General features: G+C 58.5%; 11 protein-coding genes. 5 read left to right on the top strand and 6 right to left on the bottom strand.

Annotation, left to right across the window (positions count from 1 at the left end; translation table 11 throughout):
• On the bottom strand, positions 1-526 hold a 526-nt coding region (locus tag AC22G6_RS20590), incomplete at its 3' end, for a hypothetical protein (protein ID WP_487368328.1).
• 501 nt (positions 527-1,027) lie between these two features.
• Between AC22G6_RS20590 and AC22G6_RS20585 the strand changes: the two genes are divergently transcribed.
• Positions 1,028-1,816 carry a hypothetical protein gene (locus AC22G6_RS20585; RefSeq protein WP_487368327.1) on the top strand — a complete coding sequence of 263 codons (789 nt, stop codon included), beginning with the start codon at positions 1,028-1,030 and terminating at the stop codon, positions 1,814-1,816.
• A gap of 563 nt (positions 1,817-2,379) precedes the next feature.
• Here AC22G6_RS20585 and AC22G6_RS20580 read toward each other — a convergent pair.
• From AC22G6_RS20580 to AC22G6_RS20570, 3 genes are all read right to left on the bottom strand, one after another.
• The gene (locus AC22G6_RS20580; RefSeq protein WP_234418834.1) at positions 2,380-2,649 is read right to left on the bottom strand and encodes a hypothetical protein; all 270 of its coding nucleotides are present in this window, start codon (positions 2,647-2,649) and stop codon (positions 2,380-2,382) included.
• Positions 2,650-2,657: 8 nt separating this feature from the next.
• Positions 2,658-3,392, bottom strand: coding sequence for a hypothetical protein (locus AC22G6_RS20575; RefSeq protein WP_108949921.1), 735 nt, complete (start codon positions 3,390-3,392; stop codon positions 2,658-2,660).
• A 574-nt stretch (positions 3,393-3,966) separates the two neighbouring features.
• Positions 3,967-5,046: a hypothetical protein gene (locus tag AC22G6_RS20570; RefSeq protein WP_487368326.1), complete on the bottom strand. Its 1,080-nt coding sequence runs from the start codon at positions 5,044-5,046 to the stop codon at positions 3,967-3,969.
• 162 nt (positions 5,047-5,208) lie between these two features.
• On the opposite strand from AC22G6_RS20570, the gene AC22G6_RS20565 reads away from it, so the two are divergent.
• The 3 genes from AC22G6_RS20565 (at position 5,209) to AC22G6_RS20555 (ending at position 8,378) form a co-directional block, all read left to right on the top strand.
• Positions 5,209-6,201: a competence protein CoiA family protein gene (locus AC22G6_RS20565; RefSeq protein WP_487368325.1), complete on the top strand. Its 993-nt coding sequence runs from the start codon at positions 5,209-5,211 to the stop codon at positions 6,199-6,201.
• Positions 6,202-6,632: 431 nt separating this feature from the next.
• Positions 6,633-7,145, top strand: a complete 513-nt coding sequence (locus AC22G6_RS20560; protein WP_487368324.1) for an inorganic diphosphatase — start codon at positions 6,633-6,635, stop codon at positions 7,143-7,145.
• 120 nt (positions 7,146-7,265) lie between these two features.
• Positions 7,266-8,378 carry a mechanosensitive ion channel family protein gene (locus AC22G6_RS20555; protein WP_487368323.1) on the top strand — a complete coding sequence of 371 codons (1,113 nt, stop codon included), beginning with the start codon at positions 7,266-7,268 and terminating at the stop codon, positions 8,376-8,378.
• 25 nt (positions 8,379-8,403) lie between these two features.
• Here the strand turns inward: AC22G6_RS20555 and AC22G6_RS20550 are convergent, their stop codons facing one another.
• Positions 8,404-9,300, bottom strand: coding sequence for a LysR family transcriptional regulator (locus AC22G6_RS20550; RefSeq protein WP_487368322.1), 897 nt, complete (start codon positions 9,298-9,300; stop codon positions 8,404-8,406).
• A gap of 141 nt (positions 9,301-9,441) precedes the next feature.
• Between AC22G6_RS20550 and AC22G6_RS20545 the strand changes: the two genes are divergently transcribed.
• Positions 9,442-10,908 carry an MFS transporter gene (locus AC22G6_RS20545; protein WP_487368321.1) on the top strand — a complete coding sequence of 489 codons (1,467 nt, stop codon included), beginning with the start codon at positions 9,442-9,444 and terminating at the stop codon, positions 10,906-10,908.
• Between the two features lie 105 nt (positions 10,909-11,013).
• Here AC22G6_RS20545 and AC22G6_RS20540 read toward each other — a convergent pair whose 3' ends face one another.
• On the bottom strand, positions 11,014-12,414 hold the full coding sequence (locus AC22G6_RS20540; RefSeq protein ID WP_487368320.1) for an aspartate kinase: 1,401 nt from the start codon (positions 12,412-12,414) through the stop codon (positions 11,014-11,016).
• Between the last annotated feature and the right edge of the window lie 79 nt (positions 12,415-12,493).

Below are 12,493 nucleotides of genomic sequence, written 5' to 3'. Positions count from 1 at the left end.
CATAGCTGCGATCTAGCAAAAACGATTCATGAACTACTGGCGGTTCGCTGCAGACGATCTCCGCTTCCAGTTTTTGCAGCTGTTCATCGAACGTCAATCCACCAAGATGTTCGAAACGCATTTCGTCGCGCTCTGCGAGTTTGTACGACAGGATTTTCCCCGTCTTTGAGCGCTCCGCTGCCTCGAAATGCAGCTTAAAGTTCATTTCGAGCTCCTCGGTGGTCAGCATGCCTGCAACTCGGTTGTACGCAATGTCGTGAGTTTTTTGCCAAAAGGCTTTCCGAGCAGTAATGACAGTTACGTTCCAAATCGTGAACCGCTCGGAGCCGGGGAAGTAGAAGTTAAAGCTCTGCTTGTACAGATCCGGACGACCTGGCTCGTTAAGCACGAGACTACTATCGAAGCGCCCCCCGAATCTGCCGGCATTGCGGCGCATCCTGCCCTTGAGGCGAATGACAGCTTCCCTGCGCTTGTGCCGTGGCAATGTTAGAAACGGCGGACCGCGCTTTACATGGCGGAAGGTCATTGCTCACCCCCTTCCTCATCGCTCGCTTCAGCGCATCCCGCGTGACGTTGAGAGGCAAGGGTTTCGGCGACTCGCGACTGATCATTGATCATGATGGGATTTCTTCGACATCTTTTAGGGATTCTCAGCGAACTTTTTTACGCCCCTAAATCCCGAAACGCAACCCGGTTTTGTGCAAAGCTCAACGCCCATCCATGACTGCGTCATTGGTCGTCTCAGGCTGTTCTTGTACACGTCCACACGGTGATCTCGAAGCAGCGCACGTAGGGGCAGCTCAACACGAGGCTAAGGCACTCTCGCAGATCACGAACTCGTCTGCTCAGGGGCCCGCAATCAAATTGGCAGTCTGCTGGTACGTTACACGTCCGAGTACCACCAATCATTGTTGAGACGGCACGTTATCTCGTTTGTCATTTTATGTGCCAACTAATATAGGCACATTTAGATTCGACTTTGCCTTAGGATGTGTCCAACACGTTAGCACTGAGGAGGCAATGACAAATGACCAACTTTCTCCCCTATCGGTATCCCCCCAAAGGCAGCGCCACAATTGGCGCACTCTCACGTGAAGACATCCTGCAGGTCGTAGCTGATGCGATCCATGGGCTTAGCGCAAAGCTCGATCTGTTCTACGGTCGGTCGAGTCTTGGCGCTGGACTCGCCGACTCTCCAGAGTACAGAGCCAAGATGAATCAAATGGCTGAAGACAGCGATATCTACGCGCAGCTTCTGATGGTTAGGGATTACGCAGTGGACGGGATTTTCCCGGAGTTTCTCTTCAACTTTGGGGAGGTCATACACGATGTGATGGCTTTCACATATGCACAGCTACGGCCATTCAACTACATGGATGAATTTTATGGCGTCCCAACGAGCGGCAATATCGAGATATTGAAGCCCCTGCTCATCAAATTTTTTGCTCGTTGGAAGCTGGATGTTCCTCATGAGCTTGAATCCAAGTACGACTTCGTAATGATGTTTGCTGAGCAGATGGATCTAGATGAATCACGACTTTCACTAACCGAACTAGCCCTGCTTGCGAACATGACCGAACGTAGCGTCCGAAACGCAACTCAGCGAGATGTTCCACCAAGTCGCCGTCTTCGAACAAAAAAGGAGCGCTATTTCGTCTATGTCGAACGCGAAGAAGCAATTCGGTGGCTCTCGGGACGCAGGGGGTTCATCAAATCGACGTTGCCGGACGGCTTTCCCACATCAGTGTTTCGTCCCGTCACTGAAAAGCTAGGGATATCGATTGACTCGCTTACACAACAACACGATCTAGGTTGAACGCTTCAGGAGGAAGACAACAATGTCCATCAAGACGATCTCACTAGCTGATGAGGCCCAACTGAGCTCAATTGCAACGACTGCAAAGCTTACGCCTTATGGCAAGCACACAAGCACTGAGATGAGAGTTCGAATCATTGAGTTGAAGTCAGATCGACTGCTATTGCCAATCGTGCTCCACAAAGATGTCGGACTCGCAAACGACGGAACGCTCGTCACATTGAGTGTCGCAGTTGATCCATCGATGTATCGCCACGAACTCGTATGCGAATCCTCTGGAATCAGAGCGGGTCGTAATGCTAGAACTCAAGAGAACCTCTTTCGGCACAGCGGTTACCGCGTGTTCGCGGAACCCAGTGATGGCCGAGAGCCTCCAGGGATGCGATATCAGATTGACTGGAAACGAGGAGGGCCGAACGCCTTACTTAAACTCCTGAAGAACCTACAGGTGCCGATGACTAACTGACCATCGAGCCGCAATCGATTTACTCCTGTAGTAGCTTTCGCCCGAGTCGTGAGGCTCGGGCGCCTTTTTTGGTCAATCGTGGATAGGCGACTTTGCATCAATGCCGATTAATGCGCTTTGTCAGGTGACCGACAGTGATCACCTTATCGTCAGGACCAACGACGGCAAAGACACCAAGATGCTCGTCGATAGCAGCAGCGAGTGGTCCAGCGTATGTTTCTACTTTACGCCTGGCTCGTTTGTCGAAAAATAGCTTGGATGCACCTTTACCTGCCGGCTCGGCCCTACCGAACTCCCTCAGCAAGTCGATCACGATTTGTGGTATCGCCCGTTGCTGGGCACGAACGGCTGCATGTTTCGTCATCATCGCGTCCCTCACAGTAGATCAAGCAACTCATTGAGCTTCTTGGATGCCGATGATCCCGGAATCGCCGAGTCTGGCAAATAACATGAAAGTCCCAAAAGACCGTACCCACCGATTTTCATTCCGAAAACCGTTGTATAGAGGCTTGCTGCGGGAGCTACTTCATCAAACACCGTCCGCTGAACCTGGATCGTTTTTCCACTAGTTGGCTCAACGTAGTCGAAGAGATCCTGCTCCTCGCGATAGCACTCAAACCCTGCCCGGATTGCCCAAAATGGGTTTGATTGCGGTTCAAGCGGGTAGAAGCCGGACTGGATAGCATCTCGATAGTGATCAGCCTCAGCCCAGAGATCAGCACGCCACTCCGACTCGACAGCAGGGAAAAGCAGTTGGTCGATCACACGCGGAGATGCTGCAAGCAAAAGGAACAGCCGATTAAAGAAAGCGTCCCGCACGATCATCTTGCGCTTAAAGATGTCATTCATCTTCTCTACAAGATCGTCGGACAAACTCAAGCTGACGAGCTTTGTATCCAACGCATCCAGTTCCTTCGACACATAGTCGAAGCTCTCCTTCGAGTTTGGGATGGAAACCTCCTCATCCAAGCGGCTTAGCTCGAAATCTAGGATCTTCTTCAGATACGCATCTCGCCGCAAACATGCGTTCTCCAGCTTCACGTTCAGCTTCTGAATTATCGGCTTCCAGATCTGAACGGAGATCTTGGTCGGGGGCGCTGTTTCGTTCATAACCCACTCCTTTTGAAGTGCATCGGATGTAACGAAGACTACGCGCGCCATTTGCCCCCGTCAACTTCTTTATTAGTTTGCGCCATATGGCGCAGCCAAGACCTGATCTTCCCCCGACAGGTCGCTGCCTGTCCAAACTGCCTGAGCGATTTGCTTCCCTGACACGCCACGATGAAGACCCGCGTGTCAGAGTGCGCGTGGAATATCACTTCCTGAAAGCAACTGCGGATGAGCCGGACCAGGGCACGGACGTGATGCAGCGAACGAGTCGCGCGACATGTCAGTCCGGCAGCTCAGAAGAACAGGAAGTGAAGAGTCCGCCATATGAAACATGAGCGGTACTCCGATCTCTTTTCTGCCCAAGGAACGTCCCTGGCATCGCAGTACCCTGTCAGTTCAGAACCTTGCTCCCGCAACGAAGCGATCCTTGGACACTGAACTCCATCGGCACTCGCTAACCAAGAACGATAAGGGGATGCTAAACAAGGCAACTTGCTTGGACGAACCAGCCTGGCAAAGGCGCATGGAGGAAACTATGCGCACAAGGCCCGCACCAAATCACTTACGAACGCTCCTAGCGGCGCGGCGCTCGTAGCCAATAGCCCGACAGGAGCTGGTGGTCGAAACTGAACACATGCTCCCCAGGCTCATCAGTACACCGGCCAACAAGACGATCAAAAAATTCGAGCTTGCCATCATTCACCCAAACCTTAGCGCCGCACAGGGGGCATTCTGCCGCGTATCTGACAAGCCTCAGGTTATATCCATACGTACGATTGTTCTCGGCCGCGTCGTCGTCCCATGTAAGTTCAACCTGACAGTCACGTTCCTTGAATGGGTAGAAGAGCGGCGACGCCATAATGATTCTTCGGTCATAGAGGCGGGCCAACGGATGAAGCAGAACCCAGTAGAACACAGCGGGCATCAGCATCAGCGTCCAGTTCAGCCCTGAAGACGTAGTCGTCGCAAGCGCAAGTAGCAGCAAAAGCCCAGTCATGAGCGCAAGCATCCCGAGGGCCAGTGCAGGAACGTACCGTCTGCGTCCGTCCACCCGCACAGCCCGTTCGCTTTGCCGCCTGAAAAAGAGCGGAAGAAAGAATAACCGCCCCAGCCACGAGAATCTAAGACTGGACTTGTCTTCGTGATAACGCAGCACGAAGGGAAGCTCGCTGTAAGTCGCTGGTAGCGTTGGCTGTTCGACAGTCGCACCGACCGGACGCCATTCCAGCCGATACGTCGCACTGCGACCACCTGGCGAGCGATCTTTGACAGGCCACAGGAGCCCGTCAAAACCTTCTTTTACTGCGCCCGCCGAAAACCGCCCGACGAGCTCGCGAAACATCGTTTCGAGTTCCGACCAGTGATCATTCAGTCTCTTGCGCGCCTTGCTTCCGTCCACGGCCGCTGCGCTTTCGCCCCTCCCCTCAACGACGCTCGACCAGAGCTCCTTCGTCGCTACTGGGTTAGCAGGGGTTCCGTCTTTCCAGTCAGCCGAATGCTGAATCAAGAGGCCCCTGAAGACATCCCACGGAACGCCCCTGTAGTCCGCGTTCCGGTCCGGATCGATGAAGCGTTGAAACCAGCCAGCGTAGCGAACAAGTTCGGCAGGACTGGGCTTAGCCGTCTCAACAGCTCCATCCGAGAGATCACTCATTCTCACACCCCGTAAATAATGCCAATAGTCTAGCAGCGAACCGTCCGGAGACCGTTCCAATACCGGCCGCGTCCAGCATTTACAAGGGTTTGGGCACCTAACCTGACCTCTCCCATCAAGCAAGGAGAAAGGTCATGTCGAACGTCGTCATTCTGCATATTCATGGTGTTCCGATCCATCTACGCCCGCTCCCATCGGGTGACATGGCTGTCTGGCATCCGTGCAACGACCCTATCCGAGCCATCGTCGAGCCCATCTGTCGGAACAGAGGACGATGGGAAGGCCAGTACCAAAACTGGATTGTGTTTCATCAGTTTCGCGCCATCGTTTCAGACGAACTTCGTGCAGAGGCCGATCATGGCTAGATCGATCGACCGCACACTAGATTTCGGCATGGACTCGGAGGGGCGGATGCGCTCCATCAGGGAAGTCGATCGCGGGCTCCCCTGTGGCTGCTTCTGCCCAGCGTGTAAAGCCCCATTGATCGCCAAAAAAGGCCCTCACCGCGTTCACCATTTTGCTCATCGCGGCCGAAGCTGTGGAACGGGGCAAGAGACTGCGCTTCACCGGATGGCCAAACAAATCCTCGCCGACGAGCGTCAACTACTTCTCCCGCTTGAGTTCGAGCCTACGCTGTACGAGGAGGCGCTCTTACCCGACGAACAACGATGGCACGGACAACGCCCAGACGTCGTACTGCGCTCGGAATCTACCGTCCTACACGTTGAAATCACAGTGACGCACCGATGCGGCGATGACAAATGCGCAGAAATCACTCGGACAGGGATACCCACCGTTGAGATCGACCTGTCTAGCGCCTACCGTCGCCAACGTGCAGGTTGGACCACTGCAACACTCAGGGGACTAGCTGTCCTCGACCCCGGCATCCGACGATGGTTACACTTGGATATCGCGGTCAAAGATGAGCCCTATGAACCAACACACATCCACGAAGCCACGGATACAGCACCCCAAAGCCCAGCGCCTCCGCGAGTGAAGCCGCGCGTCCCGCCAGTGTTGCAAGCGTCGTCGGAGTCACCCATGCAAAGCGGTAACTCACTACTCGTTTTCGATCCATGGTGGGGGTTGGTTCCGCGAGACCCGATTGCGCGAGAAAAGCTCGTCAGGGAACTCAACGAGCGAGGCAGCAACTAGGCATCGGGATGCCGCAACAGTCTAAGGTTAAACTTGAAATTTCTTCCACAAAAAGTATACTTCTAAGTATCTATTTTTTATACGTTTTTTACGCAGTCAGGCGTCCTTTTCGCGTCTGTCAATTTATGCCTGCATCTCTGCCAAATTTTGCTTAGCAACCTCCTGAAAAGCCGCGCAAAGCGAGGAGGGCTCTGCCAATTTATGCCCACCGCTACAGGTGTTGTAGCGGCGACCATAAACTGGCAAGTTGCCAGGCAATTGCTGGCAGAGCGTCACGAGGGGCGGGGATCCGGCAAGCGGTTCCCCGCCCTTTTTTCACCTCAGCACGCCAGGTCATACACGACGCGGAATCAGCACGTCCGGCCGCCACGCAGACCCGTATCCTCGCCCGGCAGGAGGGCGCGTCAGGTTTTCGCATCTACACTTGCGGTATGAACCCTCCAGGCCGCAGTGACCCAGCCCCTCAGCAGGCGGCGTCCGCACCGCCCGAGCTCGAAGTGGTGATCGAGATTCCCCGTGGCAGCTTCATCAAGCGCGGATCGTCGGGGCAACTCGACTTCATCTCTCCGCTGCCATGTCCCTTCAACTACGGTTCGGTGCCGAACCTGCTGGGCCTTGAGGGCGATCTGCTCGATGCGCTGGTGCTGGGGCCGAGGCTTGCGCAAGGCACACGCGTGCGGGTCAAGGCCTGGGGCGCAGTGACCCTGACCGACAGGGGGATGCAGGATGACAAGCTCGTCTGCAGCGTACAGCCTCCAAGCGCATCGGCACGCGACTTCATCCTGCGTTTCTTTCACCGCTACGCGAAGTGCAAGGGACTGCTGAACTTCTTCCGTCGGCAACCCGGGCGCAACGCCTGCGAGGGCTGGTGCGAGGCTGGCGTTGCCCTTCGTCGCGCACGGCCGAAACCCGGTACATGGAAGGGGGCGCCGGTCGATTTCTGATATTCGTCGGCGTGGCGGATCACAGCCAGGATTACCCGGCGTGCAGCGGAACCATTTGACCGCATCGCCCCCTTACCTTGTGCATTGCGGCAAACTGTCGCCACAGGACATGAGGCGCTTATGAACGAACTCCACATTCCCGACCCTCAATCACTCGAAGCCTGGCTCGACGGACGCATCGGTCCCTGGATGGGTAGCCTGGTCGCGGCGGCCCTGGCGCTGACTCTCGCGCTGGCGACCCACAGCCTGATCTACGTTGCGCTGGCCCGATTCGTCCGTGGCAGTACGGTGGGCGAGGCCTTCGTGCGGGGGACACGCATGCCGATGCGCTGGGCCATGCTCGCGCTCGGCGCCCTGCTCGGGCTTGAAGGCCTGCCGGCCGAACTCCCCGGCGTGGGCCCGGCGCACCAACTTCTGGTGCTGCTTGCCATCGGCGCACTCACGTGGACCGCGCTGCGTGCGGTGCATGGCGTCGGAGCTGGTGTGCTCGACGACTATCGCGGCAGCAAGATCGAGGATGAGTACCAGGCGCGCCGGGTACGAACCCAGACCCGGGTGCTGACCCGCATCACCGGGTTTCTGGTGGTCACGGTTGGCGCCGCGGCCATGCTGATGACCTTTCCTGCTGTGCGCCAGATCGGTGCCAGCATGCTGGCCTCGGCCGGTGTGGCCGGACTGGTGGTGGGTTTTGCCGCGCGCCCGGTGCTGGCCAACCTGCTGGCTGGCCTGCAGATCGCCCTGACCCAGCCGATCCGCATCGGCGACGTGGTAATCGTGGAAAAGGAGTGGGGCTGGATCGAGCAGATCTTCAGTACCTACGTGGTGGTGCGGGTGTGGGACGAGCGCCGCCTGGTGGTGCCGCTCAACTACTTCATCGAGAACCCTTTTCAGAACTGGACCCGTGACAGCTCGCAACTGATCGGCTCAGTCCATTGGTGGGTGGACTACCGCATGCCGCTCGCGCCCCTGCGCACCGAACTCGAACGCCTGTGCAAGCTCGCCCCGGAGTGGGACAGCCGGATACAGGTCCTGCAGGTGGTGGACGCGAGCGACCGCGCGGTGCAGTTGCGTGCCCTGGTAAGCGCGCCGGATGCGGCCAAGGCATGGGATCTGCGCTGCCGCATCCGCGAAGGGATGCTCGACTTCATTCAGCGCGAGTATCCGCAGTTCCTGCCGCAGATCCGCGCCGAGCCGGCGGCCGACAGAACAGCGGCCGCCTTCGATGCCGTTTGATACCAGTCCGCAGTCACTCAAGCATTCAGCGCAGCGCCGCGCAGACATCCCTGACACAGGAACGTAACCACCGATGTGCCGGCTCGGCATCCAGCCGTGGGTGCCACAGCATTGAAACCGAAAGTTCCGGCAGCGAAACGGGCAAGGGAAAACTGAACATACCGCTGCGCAGGCCACCGGTATGGCGTTCGGGGACACTGGCAACCAGATCCGAAGCCCGTGCCAGGGCCAGCGCAGTGGAAAAGCCGCTGACAATCGTGACAATCTCTCGTTCGAGGCCAAGTTCCGTCAGCGCCTCATCGATCGGCCCCTTGTCGAGCCCCTGCCTCGAAACATGAATATGCGCGGCGCTCGCATAGCGCAGCGGTGTGAGCTCACCCTGGCTCAGCGTGTGTCCCGCACGCACCACGCCGATGAAACGGTCCCTGAACAGGGCCTGCACACGCAGCTCCGGTGCCGCCGATTTTCCCACCACGCCCGTTTCAAGATCGACGAATCCGTCGCGAAGGGCCCTGCCATCCTTGTCGGGCTTGTGCACAAAGCGCAGGCACACTCCGGGCGCCTCGTCGCGGACGCGCGCGATAAGCGCCGGGCCGAACGTCTCTGCAAAGCCTTCACTGGTTCGCAGCGTGAAGGTTCTGACCAGGCGCCCGAGATCGAGCTTTTCGACCGGGCGCAGCACAGCCTCGGCATCCTGCACGAGTTGTCGGGCGCGTTCGCGCAGTTCGACCGCCCGCGGCGTAGGGACGAGACCCCGCCCCGCTCTGACCAGCAGTGGATCGCCCGTCACCGTGCGCAACCGCGCCAACGCCCTGCTCATCGCGGACGGGCTCAGCCTCAGTCGCCTTGCAGCCCCCGCGACGCTGCCCTCGGCCAGCAGGACGTCGAGGGTGACAAGCAGATTCAGATCGGGTTTCGACATCAGTCAAGCATAGCAGCGGCCGCCAATATATGGCGTCAAACGCAACACTAAAGTGCAAATGCTGCGTCTTCCGCCATGCAACTGAGCGTTCTACGATTTCGACATGCCAATAGCGGGCATTGCCGACAACAGGGGCTCATCATGAAAACAATCGAAGCTGAACGTGTTTCTTCCATTGCGGACCCGACGAAAGGGGCAATCCCGGTCCGTGGCGCGCTCGTCAGTCTGTCGCTATCGGTATTGCTGTCCTCACTTGGCACCAGCATCGCCAACGTTGCCTTGCCGAACCTCGCGGAAGCCTTCAATGCGTCATTTCAGGCGGTGCAATGGATCGTCCTCTCCTACCTCCTCGCCATCACGACCCTGATCGTGAGCGTCGGCAGGCTCGGCGACCTCATTGGCCGCAAACGCCTGCTACTGGTCGGAATCGCGCTGTTTACCGTCGCCTCAGGCCTGTGCGGCATGGCGTCCTCGCTGCCGATGCTGACCGCTGCCCGCGGGCTTCAGGGCCTTGGCGCCGCCATCATGATGGCCCTTGCCATGGCCATCGTCGGAGAGATCGCGCCGAAGGCCAGGACCGGCAGCGTGATTGGCCTGCTCGGAACAATGTCGGCAATCGGCACCGCACTCGGGCCATCGCTCGGTGGCCTGTTGATCAACGGCTACGGCTGGCCGGCAATCTTTCTCATCAACCTGCCGCTGGGCATTGTGGCGCTCGTACTCACCGATCGCTACCTGCCACGGGAACTCGCACGCACCGGTGCCGGGCGCCCCACTTTCGACGTGATCGGCACGCTGCTGCTCGCGCTGGCACTCGCGGCCTACGCGCTGGCAATGACAACAGGCCGCGGCGGTTTCGGCCTGCAGACACTGGGTCTGTTGCTGATCGCAGCGACCGGGATCTGCTTGTTCGTGCGTGTCGAATCAAGGACCGCATTCCCGCTGCTTCAGCTTGAGCTCTTCCGCAGCCGGACCCTCAGCAGCAGCCTCGCCACGAGCGCAATCGTATCGACGGTCATGATGTCGACACTGGTTGTCGGGCCGTTCTATCTGGCACGCGCACTCGGACTCGGGGCGGCATCCGTTGGACTGGTCATGTCGGTTGGCCCGCTCGTTGCCGCACTGACCGCCGCGCCTGCCGGGCGCATCGCCGACCGCTTTGGCGCGCAAGGTGTTTCCAGCCTCGGACTGATCGGCATGGCAAGCGGATCGCTTGCGCTATCCATCGTCCCCTTCACACTCGGCATCGTTGGCTACATCGCGCCTCTTGTGGTGATCACCGCAAGTTATGCCTTGTTCCAGACGGCCAACAACACCTCGGTGATGAAGGATGCCGGCCCGAACCAGCGCGGCGTGGTGTCCGCCGTGCTCAATCTGGCGCGGAATCTCGGCCTCGTCACTGGCGCGTCGGTAATGGGTGCGGTGTTCGCGCTGGCGTCCGGAAGCGCCGACATCACGACCGCATCTCCCGCATCCGTTGCGCTCGGCATGCGGCTCACCTTCGCAGTCGCAGCGCTCCTTCTCGCAGCCGCGCTTGCGATTGCATACCGCAGCGTGCCACGCCAACCGGAAGTCGCCTCTCAGCCAGCCAGTTCGCAGGGACGCTGAACACTGGCAACAAAAGCGCGCGCCGCACTTGAAACCTGCTGGCGCAGGCGTGCGGTTCTGCTTGCGCGAGGGGCAGACCTGACAGTCCGGCTGCCCCTCGATGGATTACGCCACCGGCACCGGTGTGCCGGAATTGACGCACAGCGAGTGGTTCAGCGCGATGATCGACTTCTTGTAGTCCTCGCGCTCGACGATGAACTGCATGTTCACCTGACGCAGGGTCTGCGACACGCAGTTCACGTTCACCTCGGCTTCGGCCAGCGCCTGTGCCGCGCGGGCGAGAACGCCGGGGATGCTGATGTTCGAACCGATGGTGCACACGATGGCGCTCGGCTTGATGGTGACCACCTGGTACGTGGTCTCCAGCTCGTCGATCAGCGCCGGCGTGACCGAATTCTCCCACAGCAGGTGGGCGATCGAATTGGCGTTGGTGGCCTTGAGGATGTAGGACACGTCGTGACGACGGAAGATCTCCATGATGCCGAGGTCGAAACCTACCGTGCCAACCATGCTCGGGTCATGGATCTCGACCAGCGTCACCTTGTCGCTGCCGGTCACGATCTCCACGCGGGCGCGCTCACCGACGTAGTCCTTGGTGATCAGGGTACCGGGGTGCTCGGGTTCGAAGGTGTTCTTCAGGCGGATCGGAATGCCGGCCCGTTCCATTGGCTTGGACGCCTTGGGATGTATGGCCTCCATGCCGACATCGGCCAGCTGATCGGCCACGTCGTAGTTGGTGGCGCCCACGATCACTGCGTTTTCCAGGCCGACGATGTTGGGGTCGGCGGAGGACAGGTGAAACTCCTTGTGGATCACGGCCTCGGCCGGTCTCACTTCCACCGCGATCTTGCTGAACGTGACCTCGGAGTATCCGCGGTCAAACTCGCGCATGATGCCCTCGATCCCCTTGGTGTAGCCGGTGGCCACCACCACGTTGTTCGCCAGATCAAGGTCCTTGAAGCTGTTGCTGATGCGCTGATCGATGGTCAGGGCTTCGTCATCATGGAAACCTGCGAGATCGAGCAGGATCGCATTCACCCCGGCAGCCTTGAGCATCTCGACCGCATTGAATGCGCTGTGCGATTCGCCGATCGATGCCAGCACCTCGCGTGCCGCCAGCAGCACGTTCTCGCGGCTCAGGTAACCACTGGCCAGCACGTGATGCATGGCGTCGAGGTATTTCCTGGCTTCGCCAATGCGCGTATCAACGAAGGCATCGGCCACATCCAGGGGCAGGCCGAGGTCGGCAAAGCCTGCGTTGAGCTTCTTCAGGCTCTGGGCCAGGTTGCTCAGCGCACCGTGGTAGTCCTTGCGCTCTGCAAACAGCGCATAAATGCCGGGCTCGCCCGTCTTCTTGTGCTCGAGCAACTGGTTGGTCACACCCGAATAGGCCGACACCACATAGATACGGCCATAAATGCGCGCCTTGTCGTACAACATGATGTGCCGCAGCACATCTCCGAATGCCGACATTGACGTGCCACCGATTTTTTCAACCGAGATCATGGGTGCCCCCGAGCTTTGAATGACGTAATCCCCGTACCGAGCGAAGGATCGAGCGAAACCCGGTAGTTTAAAGGATTGT

This window comes from Parazoarcus sp. PS-13 R2A (assembly GCF_057621855.1).
The sequence above is the reverse complement of the archived record's forward strand: the minus strand, read 5'-3'. Positions and strand labels throughout refer to the sequence as shown.